17 protein-coding genes are annotated in these 18,054 nt (G+C 73.2%); 8 read left to right on the top strand and 9 right to left on the bottom strand.

Annotated features, from left to right (window positions below):
* Positions 1–199 precede the first annotated feature (199 nt).
* From ACFC96_RS01580 to ACFC96_RS01570, 3 genes are all read left to right on the top strand, one after another.
* Complete coding sequence (locus ACFC96_RS01580; RefSeq protein WP_376609902.1) at positions 200–1,942, top strand: CocE/NonD family hydrolase; 1,743 nt, start codon at positions 200–202, stop codon at positions 1,940–1,942.
* Between the two features lie 144 nt (positions 1,943–2,086).
* On the top strand, positions 2,087–2,326 hold the full coding sequence (locus ACFC96_RS01575) for a DUF1049 domain-containing protein (RefSeq protein WP_376609546.1): 240 nt from the start codon (positions 2,087–2,089) through the stop codon (positions 2,324–2,326).
* A 44-nt stretch (positions 2,327–2,370) separates the two neighbouring features.
* Positions 2,371–2,925: a GNAT family N-acetyltransferase gene (locus ACFC96_RS01570; RefSeq protein WP_376609544.1), complete on the top strand. Its 555-nt coding sequence runs from the start codon at positions 2,371–2,373 to the stop codon at positions 2,923–2,925.
* On the opposite strand, the gene ACFC96_RS01565 is transcribed toward ACFC96_RS01570, so the two are convergent.
* Positions 2,894–3,247, bottom strand: a complete 354-nt coding sequence (locus tag ACFC96_RS01565; protein WP_376609542.1) for a DUF6204 family protein — start codon at positions 3,245–3,247, stop codon at positions 2,894–2,896. The genes ACFC96_RS01570 and ACFC96_RS01565 overlap by 32 nt on opposite strands.
* A 146-nt stretch (positions 3,248–3,393) precedes the next feature.
* On the opposite strand from ACFC96_RS01565, the gene ACFC96_RS01560 reads away from it, so the two are divergent.
* A complete protein-coding gene (locus tag ACFC96_RS01560; protein ID WP_376609540.1) occupies positions 3,394–5,388 on the top strand; it encodes a DUF5107 domain-containing protein in 1,995 nt (664 codons plus the stop codon).
* 23 nt (positions 5,389–5,411) lie between these two features.
* Here ACFC96_RS01560 and ACFC96_RS01555 read toward each other — a convergent pair whose 3' ends face one another.
* The 6 genes from ACFC96_RS01555 to ACFC96_RS01530 all read right to left on the bottom strand — a co-directional run bounded on the left by ACFC96_RS01555 (position 5,412) and on the right by ACFC96_RS01530 (position 11,802).
* Positions 5,412–6,596, bottom strand: a complete 1,185-nt coding sequence (locus tag ACFC96_RS01555) for an amidohydrolase (RefSeq protein WP_376609538.1) — start codon at positions 6,594–6,596, stop codon at positions 5,412–5,414.
* Entirely contained in the window at positions 6,593–7,891 is a 1,299-nt protein-coding gene (locus tag ACFC96_RS01550) for an amidohydrolase family protein (RefSeq protein WP_376609536.1), read from the bottom strand. Before ACFC96_RS01550 ends, ACFC96_RS01555 begins: the two co-directional genes overlap by 4 nt.
* Positions 7,892–8,031: 140 nt before the next feature.
* Entirely contained in the window at positions 8,032–8,814 is a 783-nt protein-coding gene (locus ACFC96_RS01545) for a GntR family transcriptional regulator (RefSeq protein ID WP_376609534.1), read from the bottom strand.
* 63 nt (positions 8,815–8,877) lie between these two features.
* On the bottom strand, positions 8,878–9,237 hold the full coding sequence (locus tag ACFC96_RS01540) for a VOC family protein (RefSeq protein WP_227298209.1): 360 nt from the start codon (positions 9,235–9,237) through the stop codon (positions 8,878–8,880).
* Positions 9,238–9,373: 136 nt separating this feature from the next.
* Positions 9,374–10,213 carry a class I SAM-dependent methyltransferase gene (locus ACFC96_RS01535; RefSeq protein ID WP_376251502.1) on the bottom strand — a complete coding sequence of 280 codons (840 nt, stop codon included), beginning with the start codon at positions 10,211–10,213 and terminating at the stop codon, positions 9,374–9,376.
* Positions 10,214–10,320: 107 nt separating this feature from the next.
* The gene (locus ACFC96_RS01530; RefSeq protein ID WP_376609532.1) at positions 10,321–11,802 is read right to left on the bottom strand and encodes a bifunctional phosphatase PAP2/diacylglycerol kinase family protein; all 1,482 of its coding nucleotides are present in this window, start codon (positions 11,800–11,802) and stop codon (positions 10,321–10,323) included.
* 116 nt (positions 11,803–11,918) lie between these two features.
* On the opposite strand from ACFC96_RS01530, the gene ACFC96_RS01525 reads away from it, so the two are divergent.
* The 3 genes from ACFC96_RS01525 to ACFC96_RS01515 all read left to right on the top strand — a co-directional run bounded on the left by ACFC96_RS01525 (position 11,919) and on the right by ACFC96_RS01515 (position 16,050).
* Positions 11,919–13,550, top strand: a complete 1,632-nt coding sequence (locus ACFC96_RS01525) for an ABC-F family ATP-binding cassette domain-containing protein (protein WP_376609530.1) — start codon at positions 11,919–11,921, stop codon at positions 13,548–13,550.
* 218 nt (positions 13,551–13,768) lie between these two features.
* Entirely contained in the window at positions 13,769–15,028 is a 1,260-nt protein-coding gene (locus tag ACFC96_RS01520; RefSeq protein ID WP_340459856.1) for an aminotransferase class I/II-fold pyridoxal phosphate-dependent enzyme, read from the top strand.
* The gene (locus ACFC96_RS01515; protein WP_376609529.1) at positions 15,025–16,050 is read left to right on the top strand and encodes an MBL fold metallo-hydrolase; all 1,026 of its coding nucleotides are present in this window, start codon (positions 15,025–15,027) and stop codon (positions 16,048–16,050) included. The genes ACFC96_RS01520 and ACFC96_RS01515 overlap by 4 nt, the downstream gene beginning before the upstream one ends.
* On the opposite strand, the gene ACFC96_RS01510 is transcribed toward ACFC96_RS01515, so the two are convergent.
* Both ACFC96_RS01510 and ACFC96_RS01505 read right to left on the bottom strand, forming a co-directional pair.
* Entirely contained in the window at positions 16,030–16,692 is a 663-nt protein-coding gene (locus ACFC96_RS01510; protein WP_376609527.1) for a DedA family protein, read from the bottom strand. The two genes, ACFC96_RS01515 and ACFC96_RS01510, sit on opposite strands and share 21 nt — an antisense overlap.
* Positions 16,689–17,462 carry an MBL fold metallo-hydrolase gene (locus tag ACFC96_RS01505; protein WP_376609525.1) on the bottom strand — a complete coding sequence of 258 codons (774 nt, stop codon included), beginning with the start codon at positions 17,460–17,462 and terminating at the stop codon, positions 16,689–16,691. Before ACFC96_RS01505 ends, ACFC96_RS01510 begins: the two co-directional genes overlap by 4 nt.
* Before the next feature lie 82 nt (positions 17,463–17,544).
* Between ACFC96_RS01505 and ACFC96_RS01500 the strand changes: the two genes are divergently transcribed.
* Positions 17,545–17,976: a hypothetical protein gene (locus tag ACFC96_RS01500; RefSeq protein ID WP_376251511.1), complete on the top strand. Its 432-nt coding sequence runs from the start codon at positions 17,545–17,547 to the stop codon at positions 17,974–17,976.
* Positions 17,977–18,054 lie beyond the last annotated feature (78 nt).

Here is an 18,054-nt window from a genome sequence, read left to right as displayed (position 1 = left end):
CGTTCGGTTACTGAATCCTCGTCAAGAAACACACGTCGCGGTGATTGACCCGTGTATGACACGTGTCACAACATGACCACGCCCAGACTTACCGGTCGGTAGCCGGTGGGTCTTCCTCAGCGTGGAGGTAGCCGTGTCCCGTGCCGTGCCCCGATCCCGACCGCGATCTCCACTGGCGCCGGCCCTCGCCCTCGGCGCCATGGTCGCCGCGCCGCTCGCCTTCGCCGCGCCCGCGAACGCCGCGCCGCAGACGACGCAGACGGGCGAATACAGCGTCACCGCACTGAAGTTCACGGTCCAGGCCGGCGGACGCAGCTGCGTCGTCGACGCCGACCTCTACCGGCCCGAGGGCGTCGACGCCACCCACACCGCGCCCGCCGTCCTCGCCACCAACGGCTTCGGCGGCAGCAAGTCCGACGGCTCGACCGACGCCATCGGCAAGGCCTTCGCCGCGCGCGGCTACGTCGGACTCGTCTACTCCGGCCTCGGCTTCGGCAAGTCGGGGTGTCTCGTCTCGCTCGACGACCCCCGCATCGACGGCGCCGCGGCCTCCGGACTGGTCGACTTCCTCGCCGGTACCCGCGCGGCGGACGACGGCACGCAGGCCGACTACGTCACGAAGGACGGCAAGGGCGACCCCCGCGTCGGCATGATCGGCGGCTCCTACGGCGGGGCGATCCAGCTGGCCACCGCGGCGGTCGACCACCGCGTCGACGCGCTCGTCCCGATGATCACGTGGAACGACCTGGCGTACTCCCTGGACCCGAACAACGCCGCCGACCGCTCCGTCCCCGGCGCCTTCAAGTGGCAGTGGACCAACGGCTTCTACCTGATCGGCGAGGGCCAGCCCCTCCTCGAACCGTCCCTCGACCCGTCCCGCATCAACCAGCTCACCTGCCTGCACTTCGTCACCGACGCCTGCGAGACGATCAGCACCCTGAACTCCGGCCGCTATCCGTCCGACAAGGCGGGACCGATGCTCGACTACGCGCGCAGCGTCTCCCCGGTCTCGTATCTGAAGCAGGTCAAGGCGCCGACGCTGCTCGTGCAGGGCCAGTCCGACACCCTCTTCAACCTCAACGAGGCGCAGGCCACGTACGGAACCCTCAAGGCGCAGGGCACCACCACGAAGATGATCTGGCAGTCGTGGGGCCACAGCGGCGGCCTCACCGATCCGGCGAGCGGTGAACTCAATCTCGAGCAGGGCAACCTGGAGACCTCGTACGTCGGCAAGCGGATCCTCGCCTGGTTCGACCGCTACCTCCAGCACAAGAAGGACGTCGACACCGGACCCGCATTCGCCTACTACCGCGACTGGATCACGGACCCCGGGCAGACCTACGCCACCGCGCCGAGCGTCCCGGCGCCGAGCCGGAAGCTGTACCTCTCCGGCGACGGCAAGCTCGTCGACAACCGGTCGAAGGTCGCGCGCGGCAGCCGTGAGTACCGGAACTGGCTGATCCCCACCAGCCACTCCGAGTCCTCCCTCGCGGGCCTGATCGGCCTCCCCGACCCCGCGCCGCGCGACACCGCGGGCACCTACCTCGGCTGGACCAGCGAGCCGCTGACCCGCACGACCGACGTCGTGGGCTCCCCGAAGGCCACCCTCAAGGTCGTCTCACCGAAGACCGAGCGGGTCCAGAACTCCGGCGACGCCGCCGACAAGCTCGTCCTCTTCGCGAAGCTGTACGACATCGCGCCGGACGGCAGCAAGACACTCGTGCACCGCCTGGTCGCGCCGGTCCGCGTGCCCGACGTGACCCGCTCCTTCACGGTGTCGCTGCCCGGCATCGTCCACCGCTACGAGAAGGGGCACCGGCTCCAGTTCGTCATCGCGGCGAGCGACGACGCGTACGGCGGCAACAAGGGCGTCAAGCCCGTCACCGTCACGAGCGCGCCCGAGGACACCGGCGTCCTGGAGCTGCCCGTCGTCGGACAGTAGGCCCGCCCCGGTTCCGGCTGGTGGCGCCGTCACCCGCACGGGCCACACCCCACCCCGGACGGACACCCCGTGGTGCGCGAACCCCGCCCGGCCGCACATGCTGGGCGGGGAAGGCGTACGGCGCTCCGACGGAAGGGTCCACCGATGAGCCCCAAGGACACGGCGAGCCCCGACAGGACCGCAGGCACCGGCACCTTCACACCGGGCCGGATCGCGATCATCGTGCTGGTCGTCCTCGTCGTCGTCTTCGTCTTCGAGAACACCTGGCGAGCCGGGATCCGCCTGGCGATCCCCGAAATGTCCACACCGCTCTTCCTGGCGCTCGTCGCCGTCGCCGTCGTCGGCGCCATCTGCGGCTGCTGCTTCATCCGCAGGCGCAGGTGAGACGGACCCGCCCCGGCCCCACGGCCGCCGCGTAGGCTGGCCGGATGTCTGCCACCGGCCACCGCCACCTCGCTGAAGGCCCCCGCGTGGGCATACGCCCCTTCGCCCTCACGGACGCCGACGAGTTCACGGCGCGGGCGCGGGAGAGCGAAGACCTGCACCGTCCCTGGCTCTTCCCGCCGACCGCCGCCGACGCCTACGCCGCCTACGCGGGCGCCCTCATCGACGACCCGAGCCGGTTCGGCTGCCTGGTGTACGAGCGGGCCGGCGGCGGCATCGCCGGCTTCATCAACATCAACAACATCGTCCGCGGCGGCTTCCGCTGCGGCGCCCTCGGCTACGGCGCGTTCGCGCACGCGGCGGGCCGCGGCCTCATGAGCGAGGGCCTCGGCCTCGTCGTCCGGTACGCCTTCGGCCCTCTCGCACTGCACCGCCTGGAGATCAACGTGCAGCCGGGCAACGAGGCGTCCATCGCGCTCGCCCGCCGCGCCGGGTTCCGCCTCGAGGGTTACTCGCCCGACTTCATCTTTGTGGACGGCGCCTGGCGCGACCACGAGCGCTGGGCGCTCACGGCCGAGATGCCCGGTGCTTCCGGTTGACCTTCATCGCGTCCATGTCCGTCGCCGACGACTTGAGCGGCCCGAAGCCGTACCCCTCACCGAGCGCCCTGAGCGACGCCTCGGCCCGCTCCTCGGCGAGCGCCTGAGCCATCTCCTCGCCGTCCTCGGCGTCGGACTCCACGACGAACCGGTACGAGAAGTGCTTCAGCACCCGGTCGTACGTGAGCGATCCCTCCGGCGTGAACCTCATCGACGCGAGCCCGTGCTCGTCGACCTCGGCGAGCAGCCGCTCGCGTGCGCCGTCCGCCAGACCGTCCCATGTGCCGCGGACGATGACCCGATAGGTGTGCTGCGTTCCCATCCGCGGAGAGTAACCCGGCGGGCCGAAATGCGCCTTTGCTTAATTCTGACCTGGAGAACCCCTGGTCAGGTCATGGTCGAGCCTGTTCCATGGTCGTCGGGGCACACCGCGTGCGGACGGCGGGCCCCGCGAACCGGGAGGCGGACTTGACGGACTCGCAGGCCGAGCGGACGACCCTTCGACGCGACGTACTGACCCTGCCCGGCGTGGTGGTGGGCGCCCCCGACCCGCTGCCGCCGCTGCGGCCCCTCGACGAACTCCACGAACTCGACGACCGCTCCAAACAGGGCATGCCGCGCGACATGGCCCGCCAGATCGGCTACGAGAGGCTGCGCAGCGTACTGCCGGAGCGGCTCAAGAACGGCTACGGGCGCGAGCGCTCCCCCCTCACCTTCGACACGCTCGTGATCGAGAACGACCGGCTGCGCGTCACGGTCCTGCCCGGCCTCGGCGGCCGCATCCACTCGATGTTCCACAAGCCCACCGGCCGCGAACTCCTCTACCGCAACCCGGTGTTCCAGCCCGCCGACTTCGCGCTCAACGGCGCCTGGTTCTCCGGCGGCATCGAGTGGAACATCGGCGCGACCGGGCACACCACCCTGTCCTGCGCGCCCCTGCACGCCGCCCGCGTCACCGCGCCCGACGGCGGGGACATGCTGCGCCTGTGGGAGTGGGAGCGGCTGCGCGACCTGCCGTTCCAGGTGGACCTGTGGCTGCCCGCCGGATCCGACTTCCTCCACGTGGGCGTGCGGATACGCAATCCGCACGAGCGGCCCGCGCCCGTCTACTGGTGGTCGAACATCGCGGTCCCCGAGGAACACCGCGTCCTCGCACCCGCCGACGAGGCCTGGCACTTCGGTTACGAGCGCAGCCTGCGCCGCGTCCCCGTACCGGAGTTCGACGGCGTGGACCGCACCTATCCCCTCAGCGGCGAGCACCCGGCCGACTACTTCTACGAGGTCCCCGACGGGCAGCGCCGCTGGATCGCCGCCCTCGACGACGGCGGGCACGGACTCGTACAGACCTCGACCGACCTGCTGCGCGGCCGCAAGCTGTTCCTCTGGGGCCACGGCGCGGGCGGCCGGCGCTGGCAGGAGTGGCTGACCGAGCCGGGCACGGGCGGCTACGCCGAGATACAGGCGGGCCTCGCCCGCACCCAGCTGGAGCACGTACGCCTGGACGCCGAGGGCGAGTTCACGTGGCTGGAGTCGTACGGACCGCTGTCGGCGGCGCCCGACGCCGTGCACTCGGCCGAGGACTGGGCGGCCGCGCGCGGCGAGGTCGAGGAGTGCCTCGAAGCCGCGCTGCCGAGGGCCGACGTCGACGCCGCCTACGCGGCCTGGCGCCCGCACGCCGACTCCGAACCGGGGGAGTCGCTCGCGGCCGGCTCCGGCTGGGGCGCCCTCGAAGTGCTGCGCGGCGACTTCAAGCTCCCCGGCACCCCCTTCGACGAGTCCACCCTCGGCCCGGCGCAGACGCCCTGGCTCGACCTCCTGCGCACCGGCTCCATACCCGAGCCGCGCCGCGTCGGACCGCCCGGGCCCACCCTCGTCGCGCCGCACTGGCGGGACATGCTGGAGACGGCGCCCGCACAGCCGCTAACCGAGTACCACCTCGGCGTCGCCCAGTGGCACGCGGGCGACCTGGCGCAGGCCGTGCGCAGCTGGGAGCGTGGCCTCGCGCTCGCCCCGTCGCTCTGGCCGTTGCTGCGCTGCCTGGCCGTCGCCGACCAGGAGGCCGGTCATCATGAACGCGCCGCCGACCGGTACGCCGAAGCCTTCGACGACCTGTGCCAGGAGCGGCGTGACGACGGCGAGGCGTGGACGGCGGCCACCGCGGCGCTCGGCCGCGAGGCCATCGACGCGCTGCTCGCGGCCCGCCGCCCCGGCCCGGCCCGCGCCGTGTGGGAGCGGCTGCACGCCGCGACCCGCGCCCGTGGCCGCTTCCGGCTCGTCGAGGCCCGCCTCCTGATCGCCGAGGGCGACAAGGAGGCGGCGCGGGCCGTGTTCGACGAGGGCTTCGAGGTCGCCGACCTGCGCGAGGGCTCGGAGGTCATCGCCGAGCTGTGGGCGCACCTGGCCGCACCGGGCGAACGGCTGCCCGCCCAGTACGACTTCAGCATGCGGCCCGGCGAGTCCTGACCGGGCGCGCACGGCGCGGGTGGTCAGGGCAGCAGCAGCTCGCCGTCCCTGGCCACGATCCGGCCCGCCCTGACCACCAGGTCGCGCGCGGGCAGGTCCACCACGACCTGGGGCAGGCACTCGCCGCGCACCAGGAGGAAGTCGGCCGGTGAGCCGGCGGACAGATCCAGGTGGGGGAGGCCGACGACGCGTGCGCCGTCATCGGCGGCGACTCGGAAGGCGTCGGCCAGCTCCTCGTCCGTACGGGCCCCTTGGGCCCGGGCGAGCAGGTGCGCCCGGTGCAGCATGTCCGCGTTGCCGAACGGGCTCCAGGAGTCGCGCACCCCGTCCGAACCGAGTCCGACCCGCACTCCGAGCTCGCGGAGCCGGCGTGTGGGAAGGACCAGCGGCCGCGAGGGCGCCACGGTCGTCAGGGAGATCCCCGCATCCGCCAACTCGGCGCCCATGCGGTCGAGTTCGACCCCTTCGAGGCCGGGCACGCAGAACGCGTGACTGATGCTGACCTTGCCCTGGAGGGACAGCGCCCTGGTCCGGTCGACGATCGCGTGCACCGCGGTCAGGCCGGGGACGGACCGGTCGTGGAGGTGGATGTCGACGCCCACGCCGTGCCGGTCGGCGATCCCGAAGACCAGGTCGAGCTGGGCGTCGAGCGCCTCGTCGAAGCCGATCGGGTCGATGCCGCCCACGATGTCGATGCCACCGGTGCGGGCCGCCTCCTCAAGCAGCTCCGCGGTGCCGGGCGCCCGCAGGACGCCGTGCTGCGGGAACGCGACGATCTGCACGTCGAGCGCGTCCCGCAGCGCGTCACGCGCGGCGCCGACACCCTCGACACCGGCAAGGCCGAAGGCGGGCGCGACATCGACATGGGCCCGCATCGCCCGGGTGCCGCGGGTGACCGCGTGCGCCATCAGGCGCTGCGCGCGGTCCTTGAGGGGCGTGGTCTGCGAGCGGTACAACTCGGCGTCCGCGGCGGCGAATTCGGCGATCCCCGACGCGGGCTTGCGCGACACCCAGGGCTCGCCCCACGCGGTCTTGTCCGGGTGGATGTGCGCGTCCACCAGGGTCGGCAGCGCGATCCGCCCGCCGCAGTCGACGACCTCGGCACCCTCGGGCACCGGACCGTCGGCGATCAAGCCGTCGACGACCGTGAGGTCCACGGCCTCCGTCGCGCCGAGCGGGCGTACGTTGCGGAAGACGGTGGCCGTCATACGGCGACTCCCGTACGCACCACGCGCACCGGCTTCTTCAGCACCGACAGGTCGGCGAGCGGGTCGCCGGACACGAGGATCGCGTCGCCCGCGTAACCGCGCGCGAGACGGCCCACCTTGTCCTCGAAGCCGAGAAGACGGGCCGCGTTGGTGGTCGCGGTGCGGATCGCGTCGAGCGCGGACAGGCCCGCCGAGTGCATCATCTCGATCTCGGCGCCGATCGGCTCGACCGAGCCGCCCGAGGAGTCCGTGCCGGACACCAGGCCCACGCCCAGCTCGTGGGCGAGCTTCGCGGCGGCCTTGAGCTTCGGCAGGTAGGTGCGGCCGCGCTCGTCGAGCACCGGGTCGGGGTCGCCGATCATGCCGCCGATCGCGACCATCGTGGGCGTGAAGTACGTACCACGGCGGCGCATCTCGCGCAGGGTCCGTTCGCTGATGAACGCGCCGTGCTCGACGGACTTGACGCCGGCCATGACGGCGTCGTGGCAGCCCTGCTCGCTGTAGCTGTGGCACAGCACGTCCTTGCCGCCGCGGCGGGCGGTGGCGACGATGGTGGAGAGCTGCTCGCGGCTGTAGACCTGCTCCAGCGGGTCCTGCTCGGCCAGGCCGGCGCGCGGGTTCACGCGCGTCTTGACGGTGTCGACACCACGGGCCAGGTTGACCTCGACGACGCGGCGCAGCGCCTCGGTCGATGTGACGCCGCCCTTGAGCCGGGCGAGCGGGGTGAGGTCGGGATCCGCGAGGATCGTGTCACCGAGGTCGGGCGTGACGAAGATGCCGGACGCGCGCAGCCTGGGGGCCAGACCCGGGGCCTGCCGGGCGAGCTCGCGGACGGCGATGTCCTGGTAGAAGTTCGTCGAACCGCTGCGCGCGGTGGTGGCGCCGAGCGCGAGGGTCCTGGCGGCCTCGGCGGCGGTGTTCAGGTGGATGTGCGAGTCGACGAGCCCCGGCAGGACCCACTGGCCGTGCGCGTCGAGGACGGTGACGCCGGTGGGCACGTCGACGTTCTTGCGCTTGCCGGCCGCGCGGACGACGCCGTCACGGATGACGACGACCGCGTCCTCGGTGACCTCGCCGGTCGCGGGGTCGAGGAGCGTGCCGCCGTCGATGACGAGGTCACCGCCGCGGGGGGCGTTCCCGGAGCGGGCGGCGCTCGTGCGGGTCACCGGGGCGGCGGCCGACGCGCCTGGCGCGGCGGCGAGGGCGGCGGTGGTGCCCGCGAGTGCGGCGGCACCCGCGAGTACGCCTCGGCGGGTCAGCCGGTTCGACGGTGGGGGGCAGTTCTCGACGCACATGCGGGGCTCCTCGGCAGGTGGCGGGAGGGATCAGGTGGTCGACATTTTGTATACCAAGATGGAGGAGCGGGCAAGGAGGGGAGGATTCCGCTCGGGTCTGACCTGCATGTTCTGCCCGGTTCTGGTCAACCGGAACGGATCTAATAGAGGTTGGTATACAAAGAGGCGTCGTCCCCGTGACTGCCTCCGTCGCCGTCGCCCCGGCCGTCATCGCCCTCGTCGCCGAAGAGCGACCGCAGCGCCACCGACCGGCTGTCGCGTACGTGCAGCAGCGTGCTCGCGGCGGCCGTCTCCTCGTCGCCCGCGACGATGTGCCGGAAGATCACCGCATGCTGTGCCCGCATGTGGGCGGGCTCCTCGCGCAGGCCGAACAGCAGCTGGAGCTGCCAGCCGAGCTGCTCCATGGTGCGCGCGAGGAGAGGGTTCCCGGACAGGGTCACGATGCCCTCGTGGAACGCGGTGTGCGCGGCCACCTCACGCGCGCCCTCGCCGGCGGCGGCCGCCCGCTCCGCCACGTCCAGCGTCCCGCGCAGCGCGGCGAGCCCTTCCGGTTCCCGCGGCGCGGCCCGCGCGACCCGCCGGGCCGCGAGCCGGGACGCCTGTACGGCCAACGGCTCCCACACCTCGTAGAGATGCTCCACGTCGGCCCGTGCCAGGCGCCGTACGCGCACCCCGCTGTGCGGCAGGAGTTCGAGCAGGCCCTCGGTGACGAGCGAACGCAGCGCCTCCCGCACGGGGACGCGCGACATCCGGAGCTCTTCGGCGACCTCGCGCTCCACGAGCCGGGAGCCCTGCGGGTAGCGCCGGTCGACGATGCGCTCCCGGATCGCGTCCCGCGCGCGCGAGCCGAGCGACGGCCGGGTCCCACCGCTCTTCGCGGATTCCCCGGCCTCCCGGGTCGCGCCGTCGTCGCTGCCCGCCATGTCCACCGTCCTCGCTCCCGCGTACTCCGGGCGAGGATACGGGGACGGGTCCGCGACCTCGCGCTAGGCCGGGGCCTGGCCCTGCCGGTCGGCGTACTCGAAGACGGAACCGTCCGGGTGCATCGCGATGAGGTTGCGGCCCGCGGGTGTCGGGACCGGACCCGCGAGGACGTGCGCGCCGGACGCGCTGAGGACGGCGTGCGCCTCGTCGACGTCCGGGACGGCGATCGTCGCCGCGACCTTGCGCAGGACGTCGATCTCCTCCTTCGGCCCGCTCATCAGGAGGAAGCAGCCGACCGCCGCGACGGAGACCCCGCCGCGCTCGAAGCGCAGGGCCCGGCTGCCCGCGAGCCGTTCGTAGAACGCGACCGAGGACTCCAGGTCCTCGACGCAGATACGCAGCGTGGTTCCCAGGATCTCCATAGCGGTGAGCGTAGTTGGCCACGCGCGGACGCGTGATCGTTTCCGGGGATCGGTCACGGGCGGGCGGCGGGGCCGTGTCACCGGGAGGCCGGTGGCACGGCCCCGCGTCGCGGATGCCCGATCGGGCCGGTGCGGCTCAGCTCGCCGTGCCCTCGCGGTCCGCCTTGCGGCACAGGATCTCGCCGTGCAGCACCGAGAACCAGGCGTCCGGCCGCTTCCCCCACGTCCGCCACGCCTCGGAGATCTCCTCCAGCTGACCGGCCGTGGCGTGGCCGCTCTCCGTCGCGCGGTCGGCGTAGGCGGAGGCGAGGGTGCGGTCGGCCCACAGGCCGCTCCACCACTCGACCTCGTCCGGTGCCGCGTAACACCAGGTGGAGGAGGACGAGTTGATGTCGGCCGCGTCGAAACCGGCCTCCATCGCCCAGGACTTGAGGCGCCGGCCCGCGTCCGGCTCGCCGCCGTTGGCGCGGGCGACCCGCCGGTACAGGCCCAGCCAGTCGTCCATGGCCGGCGTGTTCGGGTACCAGGTCATGGCGGCGTAGTCCGAATCGCGGACGGCGATGAACCCGGTGGGCTTGGTGACCCGGCGCATCTCGCGCAGGGCCTGCACCGGGTCACCGACGTGCTGGAGCACCTGGTGGGCGTGCACGACGCAGAACGTGTCGTCCGGGTAGTCCAGTGCGTGGACGTCCGCGGTCGCGAAGTCGACGTTGGTCAGGCCGCGTTCGGCCGCCGTCGCCCGGGCCTGGTCGAGGATCCCGGCGGCCTGGTCCACGCCGGTGACGTGCCCCTCGGGGACCAGCGCCGCCAGGTCGGCGGTGATCGTGCCCGGGCCGCATCCGATGTCCAGGATCTTCATGTGCGGCTTCAGCGAACCGAGCAGATACGCAGCCGAGTTGGCGGCGGTGCGCCAGGTGTGGGAGCGCAGCACGGACTCGTGGTGGCCGTGCGTGTAGACGGCGGTCTCCTTCGGCATGGCGGACCCCTTCGCAAGATCGGTGAGCGGTGAACCAGGTGAGATCACCGTACGCCGCTCCTCCGAATATTGAGATGGACATCTCATGATGCGGACTGGGTGTGGTGTCACAGTGGGGTCAGCGGCCGGTAGACCCGCAGCGCCTCGTGCTGCTTGTCGACGGTCAACTCCGGTCCGCACGAGCCGACTTCACCGTCGAAGGCCAGTGGTGTGCCGGGGGTGATGCGGTCCATGCGCAGCCGTGTGCGCCGGACCGCCGCGTGGAACGGGGAGCGCGAAAGCGGCCCCGCGACCGCCGCCGCCAGCAGTCGTACGCCCGGCAGCTGCCCGCCGTGCACCACGCGCACGTCGAGCAGGCCGTCCGCGAGATCCGCACGCCGGCCCGTCGTGAGCCCCATCCGGCGGTACGTGCAGTTCCCGGCGAACACCATCCACAACGGCCGCCGCCTGCCGTCCAGTTCGGCCTGCAACGGGTGGTCGCGGCGCAGCACGTGCGTGGCGGCCACGACGTCGGCGAGCCGTCCGCCGATCCGCCGCGACCAGCGCTCGCGCTCCTTCACCAGCTCCGGGTACACGCCCAGGCTGAACGTGTTGAGGAAGATCCCGGAGGTGGCCGACGACCGGAAACGGCCTACGTCGACTGCGACGGCCTCGCCCGCCTCGACGGCCCGGGACAGGTCGCCCGGGTCCTCGATCCCCAGGTCGTACGCGAAGTGGTTGAGCGTGCCGCCGGGAAGCACGGCGAGCGGCAGGCCGTGGCGCAGGGCGACGCCCGCCGCCGTGTTCACCGTGCCGTCCCCGCCGCACACCCCGAGCGCCCGCGCCCGGGTCGCCGCCTTCTCCAGCGCGGTCGGCAGATCGGACCCGGAGGCCTCGACGATCTCTGCGTGCGGCAGCAGCCCGCGCAGCGTCCGCGCCTGGTCCGGACTGCCCGCGCCGGTGTTGACCACCATCACCAGGCCCTCACCGCCGGGCAGCTTCGGCACGTCGTCCACCAGCGGGCGGCCCGGTGAGGGCATCTGGTCGCGGGTCGGCACGAGTCCCCGTACCGCGAACGCCGCGCCCGCTCCGAGCGCGGCGCCCGCGAGGACATCGCCCGGGAAGTGAGCGCCCGTGTAGACACGGGACGCGGCGACGGAGAACGCGAGGGGCGCCACCAGCGCGCCCAGCGGACGGGACTCCAGCGCGACGCCCGTCGCGAACGCGGCCGCCGACGCCGCGTGCCCGGAGGGGAACGAGGTCGTGACCGGCTGCCGCTTCAGGCGCCGCACCAGCGGCACCGGGTCGAGCACGGGCCGCGGCCTGCGCACCGAACGCTTGCCGAGCGTGTTGATCGTCAGGGATGCCACGGCGAGCGAGGCGACACCGCGCGCGGCCGCGCGGCGGGCCTTCGGCGAGCCGCCCACCGTCAGCGCGCCCGCCACCGCGAACCACAGCACCCCATGGTTCGCGCTGCGGCTCAGCCGGGGCAGGACGCGGTCGCCGCCCGGCCAGTGCCGACGCGCCGCGTACTCGAAAACGCGCAGGTCAAGAGCGGCGAGCCGGCGCCGCAGGCCGGGCCCCGGAGGGGGCGTGGTCCGCCGGGTCATCACAGGGTCGAGGTCAGCGCACATTGCGCACGTCTACCCACCCGGGGCCCGCACACCACGGGGGCGTGCCGAAATCGTTTTGCTCCTCACCCGGCCGGGCGCCCACAATGCGGACCATGGGACATCTGGAAGCCGCGCACCTCGAGTACTACTTGCCGGACGGGCGGGCGCTGCTCGGTGATGTCTCCTTCCGGGTCGGGGAGGGCTCTGTGGTCGCCCTCGTGGGGCCGAACGGCGCGGGAAAGACGACGCTCCTCAAGCTGATCTCCGGTGAGCTGAAGCCGCACGGCGGCAGCGTCACCGTCGGCGGCGGACTCGGCGTGATGTCACAGTTCGTCGGCTCGGTGCGCGACGAGACGACCGTGCGCGACCTGCTCGTATCGGTCGCGACCCCGCGGCTCAGGGAGGTGGCGAAGGCCGTCGACAGGGCCGAGCACCTGATCATGACCGTCGACGACGAGGCGGCGCAGCTCCAGTACGCGCAGGCCCTGTCCGACTGGGCCGAGGCACGCGGCTACGAGGCCGAGACGGTCTGGGACATGTGCACCACGGCCGCCCTCGGCATCCCGTACGACACGGCGCAGTTCCGCGAGGTCCGCACGCTCTCCGGCGGCGAGCAGAAACGACTCGTCCTGGAAGCGCTGCTGCGCGGCACCGACGAGGTCCTGCTCCTCGACGAGCCGGACAACTATCTCGACGTGCCCGGCAAGCGCTGGCTGGAGGAGAAGCTGCGCGAGACCCGTAAGACGGTCCTGTTCGTCTCCCACGACCGGGAGCTGCTCGCCCGGTCCGCCGAGAAGATCGTCAGCGTCGAGCCGGGACCCGCCGGCGCCGACGCCTGGGTGCACGGCGCCGGCTTCGCGACGTACCACGAGGCGCGGCGCGAGCGGTTCGCGCGCTTCGAGGAGCTGCGCAGGCGCTGGGACGAGAAGCACGCCCAGCTGAAGAAGCTCGTCCTCACCCTGCGGCAGGCGGCCGCGGTCAGCCACGAGATGGCGTCCCGGTACGCGGCGGCGCAGACCCGACTGCGCAAGTTCGAGGAGGCGGGCCCCCCGCCCGAGCCGCCGCGCGAGCAGGACATCACCATGCGCCTGCAGGGCGGCCGTACCGGGGTGCGGGCCATCACCTGCAAGGGCCTGGAGCTGACCGGCCTGATGCAGCCCTTCGACCTGGAGGTCTTCTACGGCGAGCGGGTCGCGGTCCTCGGCTCGAACGGCTCGGGCAAATCGCACTTCCTGCGCCTGCTCGCCGGGAACCCCGACGACGAGGTCGCGCACACGGGCGAGTGGAAGCTCGGCGCGCGCGTCGTGCCCGGCCACTTCGCGCAGACCCACGCCCACCCCGAGCTCCAGGGCCGCACCTTGCTCGACATCCTCTGGCTCGACCACGCCAAGGACCGCGGCGCGGCGATGGGGCGACTGCGGCGCTACGAGCTGACGGCCCAGGCCGAGCAGAAGTTCGAGCGTCTCTCGGGCGGTCAGCAGGCCCGCTTCCAGATCCTGCTGCTCGAACTGGCCGGAGTGACGGCACTCCTGCTCGACGAGCCGACGGACAACCTCGACCTGGAGTCCGCCGAGGCGCTCCAGGAGGGCCTGGAGGCGTTCGACGGCACCGTCATGGCCGTCACGCACGACCGGTGGTTCGCCCGCTCCTTCGACCGCTACCTCGTCTTCGGCAGCGACGGCCGCCTGCGCGAGTCCGACGAACCCGTGTGGGACGAGCGCAGGGTGGAGCGGGCGCGGGGGTGACCCCCGCGGCGCCCCCTCCTGTCGCCCCGTCACTCACTCGGCCCAGGCCCGCGGCACCCTCTCCGCACCTCGTTCCCCCGTGCTCACGCTCCCGGGCGACGGGCATCGGCCCCGTCGTGCAGGCCGCGCGGGAGTGTGCGGCTCGGGAGAGGCTGGGGAGGGTATGAGGTGCCCATGAGGTCCCGGCAGTGCGGACGGGCAGCGCGTGGAGGTGGCACATGCGGGGCAACGACCACGGGACCCTGGAGGGGCGCGGGCCCGTCCGGTACGGGCCGCCGCTGCCGGACGACGGCCTTCCCGTCCTGCCCGAGCTGGCCGCCACGGCCGCCGCGGCGGACCCGGCAGTCCCGGAACCGCCCGGCGGCGCCCCCGCCCTCCTCGACGCCGCCTGCGGATACTGGCTGCGCCGCGGCCTTCCCACCGAGCCGGGCAGCACCGCGGCCGCGCCGGGCGGCGCACCCCTGCTCCTCGCGCTGACCGCCGCGATCGGCGGCGACGTGCTGCTGCCCCGCCCCTGCCCGGCCTGGTGGGAGCCCCAGGCGCGACTGCTCGGCCGGTCGGTCTTCCACGTGCCGACGCCCGCCGAGTGCGGCGGCGTCCCCGATCCGTACGCCCTCCTCGAAACCGTGCGCCGGGTCCGCGCCGAGGGCGGCGACCCCCGGCTCCTCGTCCTGTCCGTCGCCGACGACCCGACCGGCACGGTCCCGCCGCCCGAGATCCTGCACGAGACCGTCGAGGCCGCCGCGGGCGAGGGCCTGCACATCGTCAGCGACGAGACCTGGCGCGACACCCTGCACCACGACCCGGCCCGCGCCACCGTCCTGATCGACCCCGCCGAGATGCTGCCCGAGCACGTCACCGTCGTCACCGACCTCACCGGCGCCTACCTGCCGCCCGGACTGCCCGCGGCCGTCGCCCGCCTCCCCGCCACGGCGCGCGGGACCGCGCTGCGCGCCCGCGTCCTGGACGTCCTCACGGCACTCGGCGCCGCCCTGTCCGCCCCCGCCGCGGCGGCCGCCGCACACGCGCTGGGCGAGCCCGCCGGGATCATCGCGCGCCTGCACGCCACGACCGCCCTCCACGCGCGCGTGGCCGCCGCCGTGCACCGCGTGCTGCTCGTCTCCGGCGGACTCGCCCGGCCGCCCGAGGCCGGCCGCCACCTGTACGCGGACCTGGACCGGCTGCGCCCCGCACTCGCCGCCCGCGGTGTCGGCGACGCCCAGGACCTGGAGGACCGCCTGTCCGAGCGGCTCGGCATGCCCACCCCCGGCGGCCACCGCTTCGGCGACGCCCTCGGCGCACTGCGCGTACGCCTGTCCACCGGCCCCTTCGTCGGCTCAACCCCGCAGGAGCGCATGACGTCTCTCACCGCACCGGAACCTCTGGAATTGCCGCACGTGCAGCGGGCGTTGAGCATGTTGGAGTCGGCTCTCGACGATCTCAGGGCCGACGTCAAGGGATGGGAGAGTCCTCGATGACGCAGCAGTCCGAGTCGACGGCACAGCGAGCTGATGCCCCCGCGTCCTTCGTACCCCTCGCCGAGCCGAAGCCGCTCGGCGGGGGACGCATCTGGCCCAAGTCGTTCGCCGACCGCCTGACGGCGCCGCTGCCCGGACTGCGCGCCTTCGCCCGGTTCGCCAGGGAGGGCGCGCTGCGGCCGCCGCCCGAGGCCCTGACCGAGGTCGCCGCCCTGCCGTTCGAGCCCGGCCCGCTGCCGGCCGTGGACGCCCGTACCGTCGCCGTCAGCTGGGCGGGGCATGCCAGTTGGGTGCTGCGCATAGGCGGCCTGACCGTGCTCACCGACCCCGTCTGGTCCCGCAAGATCCTCGGCACCCCGGCCCGCGTCACCCCCGCGGGCGTCGCCTGGAGCGCCCTGCCGCGCGTCGACGCCGTCGTCATCAGCCACAACCACTACGACCACCTGGACGCCCCCACCCTCAAAAGGCTGCCGAGGGACACCCCCGTGTTCGTGCCCGCCGGACTCGGCCGCTGGTTCACGCGCCGCCGCTTCACCCGCGTCACGGAGCTCGACTGGTGGGAGGCGGCCGAACTGGACGGCGTGCGCTTCGACTTCGTCCCGGCCCACCACTGGTCCAAGCGCAGCCTCGTCGACACCTGCCGCACCCTGTGGGGCGGTTGGGTCCTCACCGACCTCGAAGGACAGCGGGTGTACTTCGCGGGGGACACCGGATACGGGCACTGGTTCTCGGAGATCGGCAGCCGCTTCCCCGGCATCGACCTGGCGCTCCTGCCCATCGGCGCGTACGAGCCGCGCTGGTGGCTGCGGGACGTCCACTGCGACCCGGAGGAAGCGGTGCAGGCGGCTCAGGACGTGGGCGCGCGCCGGATGGCGCCCATGCACTGGGCGACGTTCCTGCTGTCGGCCGAGCCGGTCCTCGAACCCCTCACGCGCGTACGGGCCGCCTGGCAGAAGGCGGGCCTGGCGCGCAAGGACCTGTGGGACCTCCCGGTGGGCGCCTCACGCGTGCTGACCGTCTGAGCGGCCCCCGCGCAGCCGCCGCCACACGGCGGGCGCCGAGCTGATCAGCAGCGTCAGACAGACCGCCGCCACGACGCCCTCCCAGGGCTCGCTGAACAGCGAGCCGCCGAGGATGCCGATGAGCTGATACGTCAAGGCCCAGGCCAGGCACGCCGGGACGTCCCCGCGGGCGAACTGCCGCAGCGGCATCTTCGCCATCAGGCACGCCAGCATCACGGGGATGCGCCCGGCGGGCACCAGCCGGGACAGGACGAGCACCATCACCCCGTGGTCGGCGAGCTTGTCCTGCGCCTGCGCGAGCCGCTCCTCGGGCGCCCGTTCGCGGATCGCGGCCAGCCACCTGGAGCCGTTCCTCGAACGCATGCCGCGCTGCCCCAGCCAGTACAGCGCCACATCGCCGAGGAACGCCGCGAACGCGGAGACACCGAACACCAGGAGCAGCGAGAACGGCGCCGTCTGATGGAAGGCGACCACGGCCGCCGAGCTGACGAGCGCCCCCGTGGGGACGACCGGCACGAGCGCCCCGATCACGACCAGCAGGAACAACGACGGGTATCCGACCGCCTGTTGGGTGGACTCCGGCGGCGTGTGCGTCACCGCGGCGGCGAGCAGCTCGTGGCCCGCGCGACTGACCGGGTTCACCTGGCGACCTCCGGCCGCACGCTCTCGCCGTGGCCGAGCAGATGCACCGTCACCTCGGGCGCCAGCTGGGCGGAGCGCCGCACGAACTCGTCGCCCGGCGTGTGGAATTCGTGCGGCCGCACCGCGTCGAGGCCGATCGGCCAGTACGTCCCGTAGTGCACCGGCACGGCGCTGCGGGGCGCGATCCGGGCGAGCGCCTCGGCGGCCCGGCCCGCGTCCAGATGGTGCGGCCCGAGAAAGGGCCCCCACCCGCCGACCGGGAGCAGCGCCACATCCACCTGGCCCACCGCCTCCGCCATGGAGTCGAAAAGCCCGGTGTCACCGGCGAAATACGTGCGCGCCTCGCCGCTCACCACGAACCCGAGCGCGGGGGAGCGGTGCGGTCCCACGGGGATGCGCCGCCCGTCGTGCGACGCGGGCACGGCCCGTACGACGAGGCCGCCCGCCTCCACGCGCATGCCGGGCTCGACCTCCGTGAGCCGCAGGTGCGTGAGCTTGCGCAGACCGGGCACCGAGCGCCGGGCTCCTCGCGGGAGTACGACCAGAGTGCCGGGGGCGAGCCGGGCCAGGGACGGGAGGTGCAGGTGGTCGGCGTGCAGATGCGAGACGAGGACGACGTCGGCGACGGCGGCCTCGGGCGGCGGGGGCGCCCCGCGGCGCCGCCGCAGATGGGCGAGGCGGCGCGCGAAGAGCGGGTCGGTCAGCACCCGTGTCCCCGAGTCCTCGACCGTGCAGGTGGCGTGACCCCACCAGGTGATCTCCACCGGCACCTCCAGGACCTCCTCCGTGCGACTCCCCCGAGCCTACGGGCAGGAGTAGGGTCGTCGGGGAACCGGAGGTGAGGGGGACACCATGGGTGAACCGGCAAAGGAGACGACGGCCGGCACGGTCCGCGTCACGGCGATCGCCAGTCTGACGCCGCTGGAGGAGCTGGACGCCGACCCCTTCCTCGTGGACTCGCGCAGCCAGCACGCGATGTGCGCCCGCTGGGCCGCCGACCGGGGCTACGTCGTGACCAGAGAACTCCTCGTCCACTCGCTGCGCTCCGACCACGACGTGCTGTGGTCGGACGTCGACGCGGGCCTCGTCGACCTGTTCGTCGCCCCCAGCGACCGGGTCCTGCGGGCCGCGCTGCGCTCGGTCGAGGAGTTCACGGCCGAGTGTGAGCGCCGTGGCGTCCGCCTGGAGACGGCGGGTCTCGCGGAGCCGTCGTACGACGCGGAGATGAAGAAGCGCGTCCACCGCCGTATGTCGATGCCGACGGCCGGTTACGACGGCTGCTGAGCCGGAGTCCCGCGCGTCCCGCGCCGGGCGCCCGTGTTCGCAGTCAGGGGAAAACCCGGACGTATCGCGCTCATATGA

This window comes from Streptomyces sp. NPDC055955, from assembly GCF_042270245.1.
Taxonomy (GTDB): domain Bacteria; phylum Actinomycetota; class Actinomycetes; order Streptomycetales; family Streptomycetaceae; genus Streptomyces.
Note: the sequence above shows the minus strand (reverse complement) of the source record. Positions and strands in the feature narration are given on the sequence as shown.

Excerpts from the sequence above, each read along its gene's own strand:
- ACFC96_RS01570 (WP_376609544.1), top strand. The coding sequence starts at position 2,371 with ATGTCTGCCACCGGCCACCGCCACCTCGCTGAAGGCCCCCGCGTGGGC.
- ACFC96_RS01565 (WP_376609542.1), bottom strand. The coding sequence starts at position 3,247 with ATGGGAACGCAGCACACCTATCGGGTCATCGTCCGCGGCACATGGGAC.
- ACFC96_RS01515 (WP_376609529.1), top strand. The coding sequence starts at position 15,025 with ATGACGCAGCAGTCCGAGTCGACGGCACAGCGAGCTGATGCCCCCGCG.
- ACFC96_RS01550 (WP_376609536.1), bottom strand. The coding sequence starts at position 7,891 with ATGTGCGTCGAGAACTGCCCCCCACCGTCGAACCGGCTGACCCGCCGA.
- ACFC96_RS01580 (WP_376609902.1), top strand. The coding sequence starts at position 200 with ATGGTCGCCGCGCCGCTCGCCTTCGCCGCGCCCGCGAACGCCGCGCCG.
- ACFC96_RS01555 (WP_376609538.1), bottom strand. The coding sequence starts at position 6,596 with ATGACGGCCACCGTCTTCCGCAACGTACGCCCGCTCGGCGCGACGGAG.
- ACFC96_RS01520 (WP_340459856.1), top strand. The coding sequence starts at position 13,769 with ATGCGGGGCAACGACCACGGGACCCTGGAGGGGCGCGGGCCCGTCCGG.
- ACFC96_RS01540 (WP_227298209.1), bottom strand. The coding sequence starts at position 9,237 with ATGGAGATCCTGGGAACCACGCTGCGTATCTGCGTCGAGGACCTGGAG.
- ACFC96_RS01500 (WP_376251511.1), top strand. The coding sequence starts at position 17,545 with ATGGGTGAACCGGCAAAGGAGACGACGGCCGGCACGGTCCGCGTCACG.
- ACFC96_RS01535 (WP_376251502.1), bottom strand. The coding sequence starts at position 10,213 with ATGCCGAAGGAGACCGCCGTCTACACGCACGGCCACCACGAGTCCGTG.
- ACFC96_RS01525 (WP_376609530.1), top strand. The coding sequence starts at position 11,919 with ATGGGACATCTGGAAGCCGCGCACCTCGAGTACTACTTGCCGGACGGG.
- ACFC96_RS01545 (WP_376609534.1), bottom strand. The coding sequence starts at position 8,814 with ATGGCGGGCAGCGACGACGGCGCGACCCGGGAGGCCGGGGAATCCGCG.
- ACFC96_RS01530 (WP_376609532.1), bottom strand. The coding sequence starts at position 11,802 with ATGACCCGGCGGACCACGCCCCCTCCGGGGCCCGGCCTGCGGCGCCGG.
- ACFC96_RS01575 (WP_376609546.1), top strand. The coding sequence starts at position 2,087 with ATGAGCCCCAAGGACACGGCGAGCCCCGACAGGACCGCAGGCACCGGC.